19 protein-coding genes are annotated in these 18,200 nt (G+C 71.3%); 6 read left to right on the top strand and 13 right to left on the bottom strand.

What is annotated here, in order from left to right:
- A partial coding sequence (locus CCN33_RS03345) for a lysophospholipid acyltransferase family protein (RefSeq protein WP_086690908.1) occupies positions 1-574 on the bottom strand: 574 nt, incomplete at its 3' end.
- Positions 575-785: 211 nt separating this feature from the next.
- Here CCN33_RS03345 and CCN33_RS03340 point away from each other — a divergent pair.
- The 4 genes from CCN33_RS03340 to CCN33_RS03325 all read left to right on the top strand — a co-directional run bounded on the left by CCN33_RS03340 (position 786) and on the right by CCN33_RS03325 (position 5,051).
- A complete protein-coding gene (locus CCN33_RS03340; protein WP_086690906.1) occupies positions 786-2,225 on the top strand; it encodes a cytochrome ubiquinol oxidase subunit I in 1,440 nt (479 codons plus the stop codon).
- Positions 2,226-3,911, top strand: a complete 1,686-nt coding sequence (locus CCN33_RS32700) for a cytochrome d ubiquinol oxidase subunit II (RefSeq protein WP_086690904.1) — start codon at positions 2,226-2,228, stop codon at positions 3,909-3,911.
- 51 nt (positions 3,912-3,962) lie between these two features.
- The gene (locus tag CCN33_RS03330; protein ID WP_208621644.1) at positions 3,963-4,361 is read left to right on the top strand and encodes a DUF6153 family protein; all 399 of its coding nucleotides are present in this window, start codon (positions 3,963-3,965) and stop codon (positions 4,359-4,361) included.
- Between the two features lie 81 nt (positions 4,362-4,442).
- Positions 4,443-5,051, top strand: a complete 609-nt coding sequence (locus tag CCN33_RS03325) for a DUF305 domain-containing protein (protein WP_086690902.1) — start codon at positions 4,443-4,445, stop codon at positions 5,049-5,051.
- Between the two features lie 49 nt (positions 5,052-5,100).
- Here the strand turns inward: CCN33_RS03325 and rocD are convergent, their stop codons facing one another.
- From rocD to CCN33_RS03285, 8 genes are all read right to left on the bottom strand, one after another.
- Entirely contained in the window at positions 5,101-6,327 is a 1,227-nt protein-coding gene (gene rocD, locus CCN33_RS03320) for an ornithine--oxo-acid transaminase (protein WP_086690900.1), read from the bottom strand.
- Positions 6,324-7,136: a dimethylargininase gene (gene ddaH / locus CCN33_RS03315; protein WP_086690898.1), complete on the bottom strand. Its 813-nt coding sequence runs from the start codon at positions 7,134-7,136 to the stop codon at positions 6,324-6,326. The genes rocD and ddaH overlap by 4 nt, the downstream gene beginning before the upstream one ends.
- Before the next feature lie 167 nt (positions 7,137-7,303).
- On the bottom strand, positions 7,304-7,789 hold the full coding sequence (locus CCN33_RS03310; protein WP_086690896.1) for an Lrp/AsnC family transcriptional regulator: 486 nt from the start codon (positions 7,787-7,789) through the stop codon (positions 7,304-7,306).
- 13 nt (positions 7,790-7,802) lie between these two features.
- The gene (locus CCN33_RS03305; protein ID WP_086690894.1) at positions 7,803-7,988 is read right to left on the bottom strand and encodes a hypothetical protein; all 186 of its coding nucleotides are present in this window, start codon (positions 7,986-7,988) and stop codon (positions 7,803-7,805) included.
- A 90-nt stretch (positions 7,989-8,078) separates the two neighbouring features.
- On the bottom strand, positions 8,079-9,029 hold the full coding sequence (locus CCN33_RS03300) for a cytochrome c oxidase assembly protein (RefSeq protein ID WP_086690892.1): 951 nt from the start codon (positions 9,027-9,029) through the stop codon (positions 8,079-8,081).
- 105 nt (positions 9,030-9,134) lie between these two features.
- Positions 9,135-10,160, bottom strand: coding sequence for a 6-phosphofructokinase (locus tag CCN33_RS03295; RefSeq protein ID WP_086690890.1), 1,026 nt, complete (start codon positions 10,158-10,160; stop codon positions 9,135-9,137).
- Between the two features lie 211 nt (positions 10,161-10,371).
- The gene (locus CCN33_RS03290; protein ID WP_030809066.1) at positions 10,372-11,100 is read right to left on the bottom strand and encodes a type 1 glutamine amidotransferase; all 729 of its coding nucleotides are present in this window, start codon (positions 11,098-11,100) and stop codon (positions 10,372-10,374) included.
- A gap of 23 nt (positions 11,101-11,123) precedes the next feature.
- The gene (locus CCN33_RS03285) at positions 11,124-12,362 is read right to left on the bottom strand and encodes a MurT ligase domain-containing protein (RefSeq protein WP_086690889.1); all 1,239 of its coding nucleotides are present in this window, start codon (positions 12,360-12,362) and stop codon (positions 11,124-11,126) included.
- Positions 12,363-12,522: 160 nt separating this feature from the next.
- Between CCN33_RS03285 and def the strand changes: the two genes are divergently transcribed.
- A complete protein-coding gene (def, locus tag CCN33_RS03280; RefSeq protein WP_086690887.1) occupies positions 12,523-13,071 on the top strand; it encodes a peptide deformylase in 549 nt (182 codons plus the stop codon).
- Here def and CCN33_RS03275 read toward each other — a convergent pair.
- Complete coding sequence (locus CCN33_RS03275) at positions 13,068-13,712, bottom strand: TetR/AcrR family transcriptional regulator (RefSeq protein ID WP_086690884.1); 645 nt, start codon at positions 13,710-13,712, stop codon at positions 13,068-13,070. The two genes, def and CCN33_RS03275, sit on opposite strands and share 4 nt — an antisense overlap.
- 171 nt (positions 13,713-13,883) lie before the next feature.
- Here CCN33_RS03275 and CCN33_RS03270 point away from each other — a divergent pair, with 171 nt between their 5' ends.
- Positions 13,884-15,110, top strand: a complete 1,227-nt coding sequence (locus CCN33_RS03270; RefSeq protein ID WP_086690882.1) for an acyl-CoA dehydrogenase family protein — start codon at positions 13,884-13,886, stop codon at positions 15,108-15,110.
- 86 nt (positions 15,111-15,196) lie between these two features.
- Here the strand turns inward: CCN33_RS03270 and CCN33_RS03265 are convergent, their stop codons facing one another.
- From CCN33_RS03265 to CCN33_RS03255, 3 genes are read right to left on the bottom strand one after another with little or no spacing between them, the layout of a single operon-like run.
- A complete protein-coding gene (locus CCN33_RS03265; RefSeq protein ID WP_086690880.1) occupies positions 15,197-15,718 on the bottom strand; it encodes a cupin domain-containing protein in 522 nt (173 codons plus the stop codon).
- A gap of 7 nt (positions 15,719-15,725) precedes the next feature.
- Complete coding sequence (locus CCN33_RS03260; RefSeq protein ID WP_086690878.1) at positions 15,726-16,940, bottom strand: cytochrome P450; 1,215 nt, start codon at positions 16,938-16,940, stop codon at positions 15,726-15,728.
- A gap of 10 nt (positions 16,941-16,950) precedes the next feature.
- Positions 16,951-18,003 carry a type III polyketide synthase gene (locus CCN33_RS03255; RefSeq protein WP_086690876.1) on the bottom strand — a complete coding sequence of 351 codons (1,053 nt, stop codon included), beginning with the start codon at positions 18,001-18,003 and terminating at the stop codon, positions 16,951-16,953.
- Between the last annotated feature and the right edge of the window lie 197 nt (positions 18,004-18,200).

Here is an 18,200-nt window from a genome sequence, read left to right as displayed (position 1 = left end):
CCGCCTTCTCATCCTCCATCCCCGCGTAGCGGGAGAACTCCAAGGGCTCGCCGAAGCGGATGGTGATCGGGTGCAGCCTGGGGATCCTGCGGCCCGGCGGCTGGGCCTCGAACGTGCCGATCATGGCGCAGGGCACGACCGGCGCCCCGGCCTTCAGGGCCATCACCGCGACCCCGACCTTCCCCTTGTACAGGCGCCCGTCGTGCGAGCGCGTGCCCTCGGGGTAGATCCCCAGCAGCTCGCCCCGGTCCAGCACCTTCAGTCCCTCACGGACCGCCGCCTGCCCCGCCTCCTTGCCCGAGCGGTCCACGGGGATCTGGCCCGCGCTGCGGAAGAAGAACGCCGTCAGCCTGCCTTTGAGCCCCGGCCCGGTGAAGTACTCCGCCTTGGCGAGGAAGGTGATCCGGCGCCTCAGGATGGCGGGCATCAGGAAGTGGTCGGAGAATGAGAGGTGGTTCCCGGCGATGATCGCCGCGCCCGACTCCGGCACATGGTCCAGGCCCTCGATGCGGGGACGGAAGACCAGTCGGAGCACCGGGCCCAGCAGCACGTATTTCAGCAAGTGGTAGAACAACGGCTCCCCCTCGCTCGCAGCGGCCTGTGCAGACACCTGTTACCGCCGGACACCGGGCTCATGCTCGGCACGCGACGAATTCGCGGAGGCGGCCCTGTCCGGCGGCTCTGTCCACAGGCGGGAACGCGCCGCATCCGCAGCCGTTACATTGGGCGAAATGGTGACAGATCAGCCTGAGAGCGGCTGAACCTGCGAAGAGGAGGGCCCGTCCATGTTGACGGTCGACCTGGCCAGGTACCCCTTGTTCCTGGCCGCCGCAGCGGAACCGGACCAGCTCTTGCCCGCCAGGGAGCAGATGGCCTTCACGCTGGGCTTCCACATCATCCTGGTCCCCTTCGGCGTGGCGCTGACCTCCCTGATGCTCGTCGCCAACTACCGGGGCCTGCGCAAGGGCGACGAGGCCGCTCTGGTGCTGGCCCGCCGCTGGTCCAAGGTGGCCGCCGTGCTCTTCGCGGTCGGTGCCATCACCGGAACGGTCCTGTCCTTCGAACTGGGTCTGCTCTGGCCGGGGCTGATGGGGACCTACGGCGCCGCGTTCGGCTTCCCCTTCGCCATCGAGGGCCTGTTCTTCTTCCTCGAGGCCATCTTCGTGGCCATCTACATCTACGGCTGGGACCGCATGCGCCCGTGGGCCCACTTCTGGTCGGGCGTACCGGTGGCGCTGGCCAGCATCGGGGGAGCGGGCGCCGTCATCGCCGCCAACAGCTGGATGAACCAGCCCGGCGGCATCACCCTGCGGAACGGCAAGGTCACCGACGTCCGGCCGGGCGAGGTCTTCTTCAACAACGCCTTCTGGCTCCAGTTCTGGCACATGCTGCTCGCCGCCTACATCGTGGCCGGATTCGTGGTGGCCAGCGTCTACGCGGTCGGCATGATCCGCGGCCGGCGCGGCCACTACCAGAAGCTCGGCTTCCTGATCAGCTTCATCACCGCCGCCGTCGCCCTGCCGGTGCAGATCTTCGTCGGGGACACCATCGCCCGCCAGGTCTTCGACAGCGAGCCCGCCAAGTTCGCCGCCATCGAGCTGCTGCCCACCACCGGCACCCACGTCCCCGAGACCCTCGGCGGCGTCCTCATCGACGGCGAGGTGCGCTACGGCATCTCGGTGCCCTGGGCGGCCTCCCTCCTGGCCGGATTCAGACCCTCGACCCGTATCCAGGGGCTCGACGCCGTCCCGGCCGGCGTCAGACCCACCACCGCCCAGGTCAACATCGTGCACTGGGCGTTCGACATCATGGTCGGCACCTCCATGCTGATGCTCGCCGTCGCCGCCTGGTTCGTATGGGTGTGGTGGAAGCGCCGGAACACCCTCCAGACCAACCGCTGGTTCCTGGGCGCCGCCTCCCTGTGCGGCATCGTCTCGATCCTCAGCCTGGAGAGCGGCTGGGTGGTCACCGAGGTCGGCCGCCAGCCGTGGATCGTCGTCGGGCTGCTGCGCACCAGAGACGCGGTGACCACCCAGGGCAACCTCTGGCCCACCTTCGCCGGAATCCTGGTGCTCTACGCGGCGGTCGGCACCGGCGCCATCTGGGTCCTGGTCTCGATGAAGCGGCGCTGGCACAAACAGGGCGACGAGAACGTCCCCGTCCCCTACGGCCCCGATGCCGCCCCCGCCTCCCGGCGCGAGCGCTCCGAGGGGAAGGTGCGGTAGATGGCCGAGCTGGTCGCGGCATTCCTCTTCATCGGCGTCGTCGCCTACGCGGTGCTCGGCGGTGCGGACTTCGGCGCGGGCTTCTGGGACCTGCTCGCGGGCGGCGCCAGACGCGGCCGCGAGCCACGCCATCTGATCGACGTGTCCCTCGCCCCCGTCTGGGAGGCCAACCACACCTGGCTGATCTACTGCCTGGTCGTCCTGTGGACCGCCTTCCCTCCCGCCTTCGCCGCCATCACCACCACCCTCTACATCCCCCTGATCCTGGCCCTGCTCGGCATCGTGCTGCGCGGCGCCGGATTCGCCTTCCGCAAGGCCACCGTCCGCACCGAGGAGCAACGCCTGTACGGGGCCGCCTTCGCGCTGTCGTCGGTCCTGACGCCCTACTGCTTCGGCGCCATCGCGGGCGGCCTGGCCTCGGGCCGCGTGCCCACGGGGGGCAACGGCGACGCGATCTCCAGCTGGGTCAACCCCTCCAGCATCCTCGGCGGCATCCTCGCCGTCCTGGCCTGCTCCTACCTCGCGGCCACCTATCTGACCGTGGAGGCGCTGCACCGCGACGACCAGAAGCTCTACCGGTACTTCCGGGACCGGGCGATCGCCGCCGGTGCGGTCACCGGTGCGGTCAGCATCGCCGGCATCTTCGTCCTCCAGGCGGACTCGCCGCGCCTCTTCGACCGCCTCAGCGGTCCGGCGCTGCCCCTGGTGGTCCTCGCGGCCGTCGGCGGCCTGGTCGGACTGGCCCTGCTGTGGGCCAGGCGGACCGTGGGCACCCGGGTGGCGGCGGCGGGCGCGGTCGCGCTGGTCATCGTCGGCTGGGGCGTGGCCCAGACGCCGTACCTCCTGGGCACCCACCTCTCCATCACCGAGGCCGCGGCACCGGACACCACTCTGGCGGTCGTGGTCGGCGTCGCCATCGTCGCGGGCCTGCTGATCGTGCCGTCCCTGGTGCTGCTGTTCCGGCTCAGCAGCCGGGGCGCCGTGAGCGTGGACGACCGGCCCTTTCGGGGCGGCGTGACGGAGGAGGAGCGGGGTAGCGGGGAGGGCATGACCGAGGGAGACGGCAGTGCTGCGGGCACGGCCGGCCGGGGTTCCGCGGCCGCGCTGACCAAGGGCACCCGAGGCACCGGCGTGAAGACCACCCGTACCCCCGCCGTACCGCTCGATCCGGCCACCGTCCGGAGCCGCCCCCGGCGCTGGGTGCCCTACGCCCTCTGCGCCGGGGCCGTCACGGCGACCGCGGTCGCGGGGGCGCGGGCCACGCGGCCGGACGCCCGCTGGTACCGGGAGCTGAACACCCCCGACTGGCAGCCGCCGCCCTGGGCGTTCGGCGCGGTCTGGACCCCGCTGTACGCCTCCGTCGCCGTGGCGGGCGGCCGCGCCCTGAACGCGGCTCGCGGGCCCCAGCGGAAGGCTCTGGCCGGTGAGTTCGCCGCCAACCTCGCCCTGAACGCCGGCTGGAGCAACCTCTTCTTCCGGCTCCGCAGCCCGCTCGCCGGCCTCGCGGGCACCCTGCTGCTGGACGCGAGCAACGTCCGCCTCCTGGCCCGCGTCGCCCGCACGGACCGCAAGGCGGCCGTCGTCCTGCTGCCGTACGTGGCCTGGTGCGCGTACGCCACCTGCCTGAACGCCTCGATCGTCGCCCGCAACCACGAACCCCGGCACCGGGGGCCCGCCAGGAGCTGAGCGGCGAGTCCCGTCGCAGCGGGCGCGAGAGGTGCTCGTAGGATGGCCTGCATGCCCGGCACCGCCCACCAGCGCCCCTCGCGACCGCCCCAGCGGCGTTCGCTCGCGCTGCTCGTGCTGGCGGTGCTGGTGGGGCTGCTCGGCATGCACGCGCTGGCTCCGGTCGGCGGCACCGGGCACCCGGAGCACGCCCACGCCGTCCACGCGGGCGTCGTCGTCGACGCGCCCGGCGACTGCCCGGACGGCCACTGCGGCGGTCACCGGCTCCACCACGCCGACCCGACCTGCGCCTCCGGCGCCGTGAGCAGCGGGCCCGAGCTGCCGAAACCCCTCGCGGGCCCGGCCGGCCCGCCGGAACCGTGCGACGACCCCCGCATCCGTACCGCCACCGCGCCGGACGGCGCCCGCGCACCGCCCTCCCTGGCCGAACTCCAACTCCTGCGGATCTAGAGGCACCCACGACCGCGCACCCATGCGGCGCGGCCGTCCCCACGTGTGCCCGGACCCACTTCCACCAGCAGGAGTTCAAGCATGACCACCACCCACGCGTTCCGCCGCGCCGCGCTCGGCGTCGCCACCGCCTCCGCCGTCGTCCTCCTCGCCGCCTGCGGCGGGGAGAAGCACACCGGAGCCCACGGCGCCCCGGCCGCGTCGGCCACGGCGGGCGTCCACAACGCCGCGGACGTCAGCTTCGCGCAGGGCATGATCCCGCACCACCAGCAGGCCGTGGAGATGGCCCGGCTCGCCCCCGGCCACGCCGCCTCCGCCGAGGTGAAGGCCCTCGCCGCCCGGATCGAGAAGGCGCAGGGCCCCGAGATCCGCACCATGACCGGCTGGCTGAAGTCCTGGGGTGAGGAGCCCCCGATGGCCGGCATGGACCACTCGGGCCACGGCGGCATGACGGGCATGTCCGGGATGATGAGCGCCGACGACATGACCGCGCTGAAGAAGAGCACCGGCGCCGACTTCGACAGGAAGTTCCTGACCCTGATGATCGCCCACCACCAGGGCGCCGTGGAGATGGCGCACACGGAGAAGGCCAAGGGCCGGGACAGCCGGGCCACGAAGACGGCGGACGACGTGATCGCCGCGCAGAGCGCCGAGATCAAGCAGATGAAGGGCCTGCTCGGCCAGAAGTGAGCGAACGGGCGGGGCCGGGGCTTCGAACCCCGGCCCCGCCCGCACCCGCTCAGCCGGCCTGCCCCAGCACCTTCTCCAGCGTCCCCAGCGCGGAGCGCAGCTCGTCCGCCGTCACCGTGAGCGGGGGAGCCAGCCGGATCGTGGAGCCGTGGGTGTCCTTGACCAGGATGCCCTCGCGCATCAGCCGCTCGCTGATCTCCCGGCCGGTGCCCAGCGCCGGGTCCACGTCCACACCCGCCCACAGACCCCGCGCCCGGAACCCGGTCACCCCGTGCCCCTCCAGCGCCTGAAGCCCCTCGCGCAGCACCAGCCCCAGCTCGTCGGCCCGGCGCTGGAACTCACCCGTCTCCAGCAGCTCGACCACCGCCGTGCCGACCGCGGCCGCCAGCGGGTTGCCGCCGAAGGTGGAGCCGTGCTCCCCCGGACCCAGGACACCCATCACCTCGCGCCGCGCCACCACCGCCGAGACCGGCACGATGCCGCCGCCCAGCGCCTTGCCCAGCAGCAGCACGTCCGGCACGACCGACTCGTGCTCGACGGCCAGGGTGCGCCCGGTGCGGCCGAGCCCGGACTGGATCTCGTCCGCGATGAACAGACACCCCTTGCGCCGGGTCAGCTCCCGGACACCGGTGAGATAGCCCGCGTCCGGGATGATCACCCCGGCCTCGCCCTGGATGGGCTCGATCAGCACGGCGGCCGTGGTCTCGTCGACCGCCTCCTCCAGCGCGGCCAGGTCGTTGTACGGCACGATCCTGAAACCGGGCGTGAAGGGGCCGAAGCCCGCCCGCGCCGACTCGTCCGTGGAGAAGCTGACGATGGTCGTCGTACGGCCGTGGAAGTTGTCCGCGGCGACCACGATCGTGGCCTGCCCGTCGGGCACGCCCTTCACGTCGTACGCCCACTTGCGGGCCACCTTGATGCCGCTCTCCACCGCCTCGGCGCCGGTGTTCATCGGCAGCACCATGTCCAGACCGGTCAGCGCGGCGAGCCGCTCGGCGAACTCCGCCAGCCGGTCGTTGTGGAAGGCGCGGGAGGTCAGGGTGAGCCGGTCGAGCTGGTCGTGCGCGGCCTGGATCAGCGCCGGGTGGCGGTGGCCGAAGTTGAGGGCCGAGTAGCCGGCCAGCATGTCGAGGTACCGGCGGCCCTCGACGTCCTCCACCCAGGCGCCCTCGGCCCGTGCCACGACGACGGGCAGCGGGTGGTAGTTGTGCGCGAGCACCGGCTCCTCCGCCCGGATCAGGTCGGCGGACGTGCGCGCGTGCGCGGGTGCGGTCATGAGCGGATCTCCTGAGTGCAGCACTTGATGCCGCCGCCTGCCTTGTGCAGCTCCGACAGATCGACGGGCACGGGGTCGTAGCCATGCGTCGCCAGGCGCTCGGCGAGCACCTCGGCCTGGGGGGCGATGAAGACGTGCCGGCCGTCGGACACGGAGTTCAGGCCGAAGGCCATCGCGTCGTCACGGGTGGCGAGCACCGCGTCCGGGTACAGCCGCTGGAGCACCTCGCGGCTGCCCGCCGAGAAGGCTTCCGGGTAGTAGGCGATGTTGTCGTCGTCCAGCACGAACAGCGCCGTGTCCAGGTGGTAGAAGTACGGGTCCACCAGGGTCAGGGTGATCACCGGGTGACCGAAGAACTCCTGCGCCTCCCGGTGGGCGTCACGGGTGGTGCGGAACCCGGTGCCCGCCAGCACGTACCGGCCGGTCCACACCAGGTCGCCCTCGCCCTCGGTCACCGCCAGCGGGCGGTACACGTCGTACCCCGCCGTCTTGAACCAGGAGTCGTAGTGCAGCGACTCCGGGCGGCGCTCCGGGGCGTGGAACAGCGAGCCGAAGACGCGTCCGCCGACCACGAAGGCGGCGTTGGCCGCGAAGACCATGTCGGGCAGGCCCGGCACCGGGTCGACGGCGTCCACGGTGTGCCCGTGGGCGCGGTAGGCGTCGATCAGCGCCTGCCACTGGGACTGGGCGAGGTCGACGTCGACGGGGGTGTCGGGACGCATCCAGGGGTTGATCGCGTACTGCACGGTGAAGTGCCTGGGTTCGCAGACCAGAAAGCGCCGGGGGCGCTGCACACGGGTTTCGGCCACAGAGGGTTTCCTCCGCTTTCCAGTGTGTTACTCACGGGGGTGACACCACGGTAGAAACTCCGGCCGAGGCCCGACAAGCGACGAAAGCTGCGTGATCGCGCAGGATCGCTGCGCATCCACCGGGAGGGACGCACGACACCTGCGCGTTCGACGGGTTTGACCGCCGATCACTCGGGAGCGGCCTGGGTGGCGCCCGCCTCGGGGCTTTCCGGGAGGAGGTGGGACAGCACCATCACGCTGATCGTCTTCCGGATGAAGGGCTCGGCGCGGATGCGCTCCAGCACCTCCTCGAAGTGCTCCACGTCCCGTGCCCGTACGTGCAGCAGGGCGTCCGCGCCCCCTGTCACCGTCATCGCCGCCGTGATCTCCGGATGGTTGCTGACCACCTCCGCGAGCCGCCGGGGCGGGGCGGCGCCCTCGCAGTAGACCTCGACGTACGCCTCCGTGCGCCAGCCGAGCGCGGAGGGCTTCACGGTCGCGGTGAACCCGGTGATCACCCCGGTCTCGCGCAGCCGGTCGACGCGCCGCTTGACCGCCGTGGCCGACAGCCCGACGGCGGCGCCGATCTCGGCGAAGCTGCTGCGGGCGTTCGCCATCAGAGCGGTGACGATCTTGCGGTCGAGGTCGTCGAAGGACGCGGCCCTGCTGTTCACGCGGCCACTGTAGTCACGACTGCGTGATGGCCAGCGCCACCGTCAGCAGCCCCAGCACCACCCAGCCGAACCACAGCCAGCCGTTGCCGCCGAGCGCGACCGTGTACGCCGTGACGACGACCAGACCGCCCACGGTCAGCGCCCCCATCGCCCTGGTGGAACCGTCCGCCTTGCTGGAACCTCGCATGGAACCGGGCATCGCGGCACCCTCCTCGTGGTCCGTCCACCACCATCGTGCCCCGGTTCCGCCGCCACCGGCACTCCGATGGCCGGGCGGATCCGTGCGGGATCAGCCCTCGCGCGCGCGAAGGGAGGCCAGATAGGCGTTGTACGCCTCCAGCTCCTGGTCGCCGTTCCGGTCCGCCGCCCGGTCCTTGCGGCGGGCCTGCCGCTGCTCGGAGCGGTACCACTGGAACAGCAGCGCGATCAGCACCAGCACCGACGGGATCTCGCTGAACGCCCAGGCGATACCGCCGGCCGCGCCCTGGTCGGAGAGCGCGTCGATGCCGAGCGAGGCGGGCGGGTTCTTGAAGGTCTCCACCATCGGCTCGGAGGCCATCATCAGCGCGATGCCGAAGAAGGCGTGGAACGGCATGCCCGCGAACAGCTCCAGCATCCGCATCAGGTGGTTCGGCCGGTGCGGGCCCGGGTCGACACCGATGATCGGCCAGAAGAACACCACGCCCACCGCCAGGAAGTGCACCATCATGGCGATGTGCCCGGCCTTGGACCCCATCAGGAAGTCGAAGACCGGCGAGAAGTACAGCGCGTACAGGCTGGCGATGAACAGCGGGATCGTGAACGCCGGATGCGTGATGAACCGCATGTACCGGCTGTGCAGCAGCGCGAGCAGCAGCTCGCGCGGGCCGGTGCGGCCCCGCCCCGCCGTGGGCAGCGCCCGGAGCGCCAGCGTCACCGGCGCGCCCAGCAGGATCAGGATCGGCGACAGCATGCTGATCACCATGTGCTGCACCATGTGCACGCTGAACATGACCATGCCGTAGTCGTTCAGCCGGGTGCACATCACGAGGCCGATGGTCAGCACGCCGACCACGTACGACAGGGTGCGCGAGACGGGCCACGCGTCCCCGCGCCGCCGCAGCCGCAGCACACCCCAGCCGTACAGGGCGAGCCCGGCCAGGCAGGCGATCAGGAAGAAGGGGTCCGCCGACCACACGAGCCCCCGTCCCAGCGTGAACGGCGGCAGATCCGGCATCATGCCGTGCCCGCTGTGGTCCATCCGGCGTCTCCTGGTTCGTGGGGGTTGAGCGGTTTCTGTCCGCACTCAGGGTACGGGCGCCTCCGCGCCCGCCCGTGAGCGGGGTCCGCCCGGCCCCGCGAGCCGCTACAGCACGCACTCCGCCTCGGCGTACCGCTCCGCCGGTACCGTCTTCAGGGTGCTGACCGCCTCGGCCAGCGGCACGGTCACGATGTCCGTGCCGCGCAGCGCGGTCATCCGGCCGAACTCCTCCCGGTGCACCGCCTCCACCGCGTGCCAGCCGAAGCGGGTCGCCAGCACCCTGTCGTACGCCGTCGGGGTGCCGCCGCGCTGCACGTGCCCGAGGATCACCGGCCGGGCCTCCTTGCCGAGCCGCTGCTCCAGCTCGACGGAGAGCTGGCGGGCGATCCCGGCGAAGCGCTCGTGGCCGTAGATGTCCCGGCCGCCCTCGTCGAACTCCATGGAACCGGCGCGCGGCTTGGCGCCCTCGGCGGCCACCACGATGGCGAACCGCTTGCCCGCCTCGAACCTGGCGCCGACGCGGCGGGTCAACTCGTCGATGTCGAAGGGCCGTTCGGGGACCACGATGGCGTGCGCGCCGGCCGCCGTGCCCGAGTTCAGCGCTATCCAGCCGGTGTGGCGGCCCATGACCTCCACGATCAGCACCCGCTGGTGGGACTCGGCGGTGGTCTTCAGCCGGTCCAGCGCCTCGGTGGCGACGCCCACGGCCGTGTCGAAGCCGAAGGTGACGTCGGTCGCCGAGATGTCGTTGTCGATGGTCTTGGGCACGCCCACGATGGGCAGCCCGCTGTCCGACAGCAGCCGGGCCGCCTTCAGCGTGCCCTCACCGCCGATCGGGATGATCGCGTCGAGCCCGAGTTCCTCGACATGGCCCTTGACCCGCTCCACCCCGCCGCGCAGATGCTCCGGACGGACGCGTGAGGAGCCGAGGATCGTGCCGCCGCGCGCCAGGATGCCGCTGACGGCGTCCAGGTCGAGCTTCAAGTAGTCGCACTCCAACAGGCCCTTCCAGCCGTCGCGGAAGCCGATGACCTCGTCGCCGTGGTCGACGACGGCTCGGTGCACGACCGACCGGATGACGGCGTTCAGGCCGGGGCAGTCGCCGCCGGAGGTGAGGACACCAATGCGCATAGCCCGAATTACCTTCTCGACGTGGGCCGGGAGGCCGGACCGCATTGTCCGGCGGGTTCCCGGCCACACTACCGGCGGCAGGGGCCCCTCACCCAGCGGGCGTCCGCCTGCTGGACGCACCCGCACAGGTGAGCGGACGACGCGTCAGGCGGGCCCGTGAAAGCTCACGGGCCCGCCTGACGGGTGTACTGATATGGGGTGATACGAGAGATCAGGCCGGCTGCTGCGCCGCCGCGATGCGCTCGTCGCGCAGCGCCTCGTACCAGCGGTCGTCGATCGGCGGCAGCGCGTTCACGTCCAGCGCCAGCTTCAGCAGCAGGTCCGCGATCTGCGGGTTACGGGCCAGCACGGGGCCGTGCATGTAGGTGCCGAACACGGTGCCGTTGTACGCGCCCTCGGTGCCGTCACCGGTGCCGTTGCCCCGGCCCATGGTGACCTGGGCGAAAGCGCGGGCGGTCGGGCCCAGATGGGTGACGCCCTGGTGGTTCTCGAACCCGGTCAGCGGAGGCAGACCGAGGCGCGGGTCGATGTCGCCGAGCACATCGCCCACGCACCGCTCGCCCTCGCCGCGCGTCGACATCACGTCGAGCAGGCCGAGGCCCGGCTCGCGCTGGCCGAGGTCGTTGATGAACTCGTGGCCGAGGATCTGGTAACCGGCGCACACGGAGAACACGATCGCGCCGTTCTCCACCGCACGCTGGAGGTGCCCGTCGCGGCGCAGCCGCTCGGCCGCCAGCCGCTGCGGACGGTCCTCACCGCCGCCGATCAGGTAGATGTCGCCCGAGGTCGGGATCGGCTGGTCGCTGCGCACGTCGAGACGGGCCACGTCCAGGCCGCGCTGACGCGCCCGGCGCTCCACGACGAGGGCGTTGCCCTGGTCGCCGTAGGTGCTCAGCAGGTCGGGATAGATCCACACCAGCCGCAGTTGGTTGTCGCTCATGGGGAGGTGTTCGCCCTTCTGGCTCAGTTGCCGACGCGGCGGCGCAGGTCCTGGAACGCGGTGTAGTTGGCGATGACCTCGATACGGCCCGGCGGGGCCGCGGTGACGGCCTCGTCGAGGTTCTCGCACACCTGGAAGTGCTGGTTCGCCACTTCCAGACGGACGGCGAGGTCCAGCTTCCGGTCACCGATGACGAAGATCGGGTGGCCGGTGAGCCGGGTGTAGTCCACGTCCCACAGCCAGGAGGTGTCGGTGCCGTCCGCCCCGCGCGCGTTCACCGAGAGGATCACCGGGGTGGGCGGCGGGTCGATCAGGGAGAAGGTCTCCAGCCAGCCGGCCGGGTTCTTCGCCAGCAGCAGACGCAGGTCGCGGTTCTGGAACTGGACGACGTCGTAGCGTCCGGCGACCGCCTGCACCTGGTACATCCGCTCCAGCGCCACCTGCGGCGGGACGCCGAACACGGCGGCGACCGCGGCCGAGCTGGCCGCGTTCGCCTTGTTGGCGCGGCCCGGCAGCTGGAGGTGGATCGGCCAGGCCGAGCCGTGCGGGTCGAGGACGTGGTCGCCGGAGAGCGCCCAGGTCGGGTTCGGACGGCGGAAGCCGCACTCGCCGCAGAACCAGTCGTCACCGGGGCGCTGCATCACACCGCCGCAGGACGGGCAGGACCAGGCGTCGTCCTTCCACATCTGGCCGGCCGCGACCCAGACCACGTTCGGGGAGGACGAGGCCGCCCACACCACCAGCGGGTCGTCGCAGTTGGCGACGACGACGGCCTTGGAGCCGGACAGGCCCTCGCGCCAGTTCTCCGCGAGCATCCGGGTCTCGGCCGCGCGGTCCAGCTGGTCGCGGGAGAGGTTCAGCAGCGCGATGCACTTGGGGCTGGTGTCACGTGCCACACCGGCCAGGTACTTCTCGTCGACCTCGATGACACCGAACTTGGCGTCCGAGCCGCCCGCGAGGGCGGAGGTGATACCGGCCGGCATGTTGGCGCCGAGCGCGTTGGACACCACCGGACCGGCGGCGCGCAGGGCCTCCGCGATCAGCCGGGTGGTGGTGGTCTTGCCGTTGGTCGCCGACACCAGGACCACGTCCAGGTGGGTGGCGAGCCGGGCGAGCAGGTCGGGGTCGAGCCGCAGGGCGACCTTTCCGCCGATCACCGACCCGCTGCCGCGCCCCGCGGCGCGCGATGCCGCCGCGACCGCCTTGCCCGCGGTCACGGCCAGCTTGGCCCGCGGCGAGAGCGGGTCCGAGTTGCCTGCCATCAGTCCTCGATCCTCCTTGCGTACGCGCCGCGCCTGGGGCCATCCGGCAGCGTGGTGGGGGCCTCAGCCTATCGAGAACCGTTCGCACACCCGAATCCCGGTCCGCCCGGCCCGCCCTCGCGCGCTCGGCGCGGGCCGAACGAACCGTACCCTTGCCGCCATGCGACACCGCTCGATACCGGGTGCCCACGGGCGCGTCCGGCCTCTCACCCTCCTCGGCGACCCCGTGCTGCACGCACCCTGCGGGGACGTCACCGACTTCGGCCCGGAACTCGAGGCGCTCGTGGCGGACTTGTTCGCCACCATGTACGCCCACGAGGGCGTGGGCCTGGCCGCCAACCAGATCGGCGTCGGTCTGCGGGTGTTCGTGTACGACTGCCCGGACGACGACGAGGTCCGCCACCTGGGCCATGTGGTCAATCCCCGGCTGGTGACCGCCGACGGGCTGGAGTTCGTGGGCCCGGAGGGCTGTCTGTCCCTGCCGGGCCTGGAGGCGGGCACGGAGCGGTACGACCACGCGGTGGTCGAGGGCGTCACGATGACGGGGGAGCCGGTCACCGTCGACGGCACCGGGTTCTTCGCCCGCTGCCTCCAGCACGAGTGCGACCATCTGGCCGGCACGGTCTACGCCGACCGCGTGACGGGCCGCCGCCGGCGCAAGCTCGACCGCCAGGTACGGAAGGCCCCCTGGCACACGGGAGGCCGCTAGAAGCCCGGACCGCCCACCCGGTCACCGGCGGCCGCGAGCCGCCCCCACAGCAAGTCGGCCAGCGAGCGCACCAGTTCGGCCCGCGAGCAGGGGCGCTCGCCCAGCCACCAGTCCCCGGCGGCGTGCATCATGCCGACGATCCCGTGGCCCCAGACCCGCGCCAGCTGCTGGCTGCCCGGACCGAGGTCCACCCGCTCCTCGATGACCTGGGCCAGCTCCTCGCCCATCCGGCGCAGCAGCGGGGCGCTGTGCTTGCCGACGTCGAAGCCGTGGTCGCCGCCCTGGCCGCCCTCGGAGGGGTGCATCAGGAACCGGTACACCTGCGGCCGGGCCTCGATGGCGGCGAGATAGGTGTCGAGTGTGGACTCCACCCGCTCCCGGCGGTCGGCCGGGGCGTCCAGCGCCGCGCGCAGCGAGTCGAGCAGGGCGTCGGTGTGCCGCGTGGCGAGGGCCGCGTAGAGGCCGCCCTTGTCGCCGAAGTGGCGGTAGAGGATCGGCTTGGTGATGCCCGCCTCCGCGGCGATGGCGTTCATCGACGCCTGCGGTCCGTCGCGCAGCACCACCCGGTCGGCGGCCTCCAGCAGTTCCCGCCGTCGTCGGTCGGCGGACCTCTGCTGATCGGTCCGCTGTGTGGTGTCCATGTGGTCTCCCCACCCGTGCTGATTCGGTGACGCCTGCGCAAACTAACACTCACCGCGGGCTCCACATCGAACGGGATACCGAGCCGTCATCTGGAGTTGACTTCACCTACCCGTCGGTAACATAATCTGGTTACCGCTAGTAACACCGTACGCGCCGCCGCTGGAGGGGACATGGCCGAGTTCACCATGGAGCTCAACGACGAACAGAAGGAGGTCCGGGACTGGCTGCACGGCTTCGCCGCCGATGTGATCCGGCCCGCGGCCGCCGAATGGGACGAGCGTGAGGAGACTCCCTGGCCGGTCATCCAGGAGGCCGCCAAGATCGGTGTCTACTCCCTCGACTTCTACGCCCAGCAGTACTTCGACCCCACCGGCCTCGGCATACCGATGGTCATGGAGGAGCTCTTCTGGGGGGACGCGGGCATCGCCCTCTCCATCGTCGGCACCGGCCTCGCGGCCGTGGGCGTCCTCGCCAACGGTACCGAGGAGCAGATCGGCACCTGGATTCCGCAGATGTACGGCGATGTGAACGACGTCAAGGTCGCCGCCTTCTGCTCCTCCGAGCCGGACGCCGGCTCCGACGTGGCCTCCATGCGCACCCGCGCGGTGTACGACGAGGCCAAGGACGAGTGGGTGCTCGACGGCACCAAGACGTGGGCCACCAACGGCGGCATCGCCAACGTTCATGTCGTCGTCGCCGTGGTCGACCCGGAGCTGGGCTCCAAGGGCCACGCCTCCTTCATCGTGCCGCCCGGCACGCCCGGTCTCAGCCAGGGCCAGAAGTTCAAGAAGCACGGGATTCGCGCCTCGCACACCGCCGAGGTCGTCCTGGAGAACGTGCGGGTGCCGGGGTCCTGCCTGCTCGGCGGCAAGGAGAAGCTGGACGAGCGGCTGGCGCGGGCGCGGGAGAAGGCCCGCAGCGGGGGCGAGCGGGTGAAGAACGCGGCGATGGCCACGTTCGAGGCGTCCCGGCCCGCCGTGGGCGCGATGGCCGTGGGTACGGCGCGCGCCGCCTACGAGGTCGCGCTCGAATACGCCACCACGCGTGAGCAGTTCGGGCGGCCCATTGTTGACAACCAGGGAGTCGCCTTCCAGCTCGCCGACATGCGGACGTCCATCGACGCGGCCCGGCTGCTGGTGTGGCGGGCGTCCTGGATGGCGGTCAACGGCAAGCGGTTCACCGCGGCCGAGGGGTCGATGTCGAAGCTGTTCGCCAGCGAGACGGCGAAGAAGGTCACCGGGCAGGCGATTCAGATCCTCGGGGGGAACGGCTACACGCGGGAGTATCCGGTGGAGCGGATGCACCGGGATGCGGCGATCTACACCATCTTCGAGGGGACCAGTGAGATCCAGCGGCTGGTGATCGCCCGTACCCTGGCCGGGGTCCCTATTCGGTAGCCGCCATGAGTGGCGCGGTGATCTGCGGGCCGACCCACCGTTCCGGCCGGTCGCGCAGTTCCCCGCGCCCCTTCAGGCACAGACGCTCACCGGTGTTTCAAGGGTGTGAGCTGGTCTATGTCGTAGCGCTTCCGCAGTTCCTCGATGGCCTCCTGGTCCGGGGGGCCTCCCGCGTCCAGGATCTCCAGGAGTTCCTCGAAGTAGCGCTCGTGGTCCGGTGGGGGAGAGGCCTGGAAGAACATGCGGGCCGGGGTGTCGGTGGGGTTGGCGAAGGCGTGGGGGCAGCCGGGCGGGACGACGATCACCGTGCCCGGTGTCGCCCGGACCACCCTGGTGCCCGAACTCGACTCCCACTTCTGCCAGTTGTCGGGGGTGCGGATGCGGGGCTCGAAGGCGAGGACGTCGAGTTCTCCCTCCAGGACGTAGAACAGCTCCTCGCTGCGCGTGTGCACATGGGCGCCCACGTCGAAACCCGGCGGGACCTCCACCTCGAAGGTGGAGGCCGTCCGCGAGTGGGTGCCGGTGACCTTGAACGTGACCCGCTGGGCGGCCGTCGCCACGACCCGGCCGTGTCCCGGCGGTACGAGCAGTCCCTCGGTCGTCGTCATGACCGGCTCACCAGGTCACCGGCAGGGACTCGGGTCCCCGGATCAACGCGCCCTTGCGGAAGGGCACTTCCTCCGGCGGTACCGCGAGCTTCAGCCCGGGCACCTGGTCCAGCAGGACGTCGACCAGCAGCTCGGACTCCAGCCGGGCGAGCATCCCGCCCGGGCAGTAGTGCGGGCCGAAGCCGAACGCCAGATGCGGGTTGGGGCTGCGGTCCACGTCGATGGTGTCCGGGTCGGGGAACACCTCCGGGTCCCGGTTGGCGGCCAGGTAGGAGGTGTAGACCGCGTCGCCCGCACGGATGCGGACGCCCCTGATCTCCACGTCCTCCAGGGCGACCCGGGAGAGACCGACCGCGTTGCGGTGCGGTATGTACCGCAGCAGCTCGTCGATCGCCCTCGGCCGGACCTCCCGGTCCGAGCGCAGCCGCTCCACCAACTCCGGCCGGGTCAGCAGCAGATAGAACATCTGCCCGCTGTTGTTGGTGACCGCCTCGCCGCCGATCTGGAGCAGCACGGCGAGGCCGACCGCCTCCACCAGCGTGATCTCGTCCTGGTCCACGGCCTCGCTCAGCAGCGAGCAGACCGAGCCCTCGGGACCGCGCGCGCCGTGCCCCATGAAGTCGGTGAAGTAGGCGCTCATCTCGCGCTTGGCCCGCTCGCTGACCTCCTTGCCGTGCGCGGAGGACAGGATGAGCTGGGTCCAGTCGTGCATGGAGTGCCGGTCGGCGGCGGGTACGCCCATCAGCTCGCAGATCACCGCGATGGGGAACGGGCTGAGCACCGCGCTGGTCAGGTCGGCCGGCGGCCCGTCCTGGAGGAGTTCGTCCACCAGCTCCTCCAGCATGGCCCGCGACCGCTCCCGGACCCGTTCCACGCCCTTGGCGGTGAACGCGGCGGCCACCGAGCGGCGCAGCCGGGTGTGGTCCGGCGGGTCGAGGAAGCCGACCGCACCCCGGTCGGGGATGAAGTGCGGGGCGAGCCGCGTGACCTGCTGGTCCATCACGGCTTCCCGGCCGAAGCGGGGGTCGTTGGTCACCTTGCGTACGTCGTCGTACCGGGTGACCAGCCACGCCCAGCCCTCGCCGTTGGGCAGCTGGACGCGGGTGACCGGGCCCTCGTTCATCAGCTCGGTCAGCACCGGGTCGAAGTCGGTGCCCGCCAGGTCGGCGGCCGGCCACTGCCGGATCGGAGGCGGGGTGCCGGTGAGCGTCTCGTCGGTCATGGCGCCCCTCCTATTCCCGGCCGACCCAGCGGCCGACGGTCATCTCGGCGGTGATGCCGGGCCCGAACCCGGCCAGCAGCCCGCGCGCCCGGTGCTCGGCACCGCCGTCGTCGAAGAGCCGGCGCAGCGCGTCCAGCACGACGGCGCTGGCGATGTTGCCGTACTCGGTGAGCGTGGCCCGGCTGAACCGGAACGCGTGCGGCTCGACCTTCAGGAACTTGCTGAGGTCGTCGAGTATGCGGGGGCCGCCGGCGTGGATGATGTAGAAGTCCAGGTCGGAGGCGTTCCAGCCGTGGGTGCCCGCGAGTTCCTGGAGCGCCGGGGCCAGCGGCTCCATCGTGGTCGGCACCCGCTTGTCCAGCAGGAAGTGGAACCCGGTGTCCCGCACGTCGTACGAGATCCAGTCCTCGGTCTTCGGGATCAGGTACGAGCCGTTGCGCTCGAGCTGCACACCGGTGCCGCCCCGGCCGCGCACCACGGCCGCCGCGATGCCGTCGCCGAACAGGCCGTTGGAGAGCAGGGAGCCGACGCCGAGGTCGGTGGGCTGGTAGCACAGCGAGCAGAACTCACAGGCCACGATGAGGGCGTTGGCCTCCGGGTAGGCCGAGCAGAAGTCGTGCGCCCGGTTGATGGCCGCACCGCCGGCCGCACAGCCCAACTGGGCGATGGGCAGCTGCCGGGTGGTGCTGGAGAAGTCCATCTCGTTGATCAGCCACGCGGTGAGCGACGGCATCATGAAGCCGGTGCACGACACGTAGACGATGACATCGATGTCGGAGGTGAGGAGTTCGGCCGAGTCGAGCGCCTCCTGGATCACCGCGGGAACCCGGGCCTTGGCCTCGGACTCGTACAGCTTGTTGCGCTGCTCGAAGCCCGGGTGCTTCAGGGTCTCCTCGATGGGCTGCACGATGTGCCGGGTGCGCACTCCGGTGTTCTCGATCAGACGGAGGGCCAGCGGGAGCTGCGGGTTGTCCGCGTGGTGCGTGCGGGCCAGCTCCAGGGTCTCCTCCATGGTGATCACGTGTTCCGGCACGGACACCGAGGGTCTGCACAAAGTCGCCATGAGCGGTCCCTGCTTTCGCCGTCCGGCGGGCCTTCGTCCGCCGGTCAGAAGGTGGTCCACCCACACTCACCCGGAAGGCCGACGATCTCGCGCCGGATTACTCCGAACCGGCGAGAACAGAGAGTAACAACGGGTCGTTTCCGCAGCTCAGGCCCACTGCGACAGGGGCGCGGGGAACTGCGCGACAAGCCACGACG

The sequence above is a fragment of the Streptomyces recifensis genome, from assembly GCF_002154615.1.
Lineage (GTDB): Bacteria > Actinomycetota > Actinomycetes > Streptomycetales > Streptomycetaceae > Streptomyces > Streptomyces griseoluteus.
The sequence above is the reverse complement of the archived record's forward strand: the minus strand, read 5'-3'. Positions and strand labels throughout refer to the sequence as shown.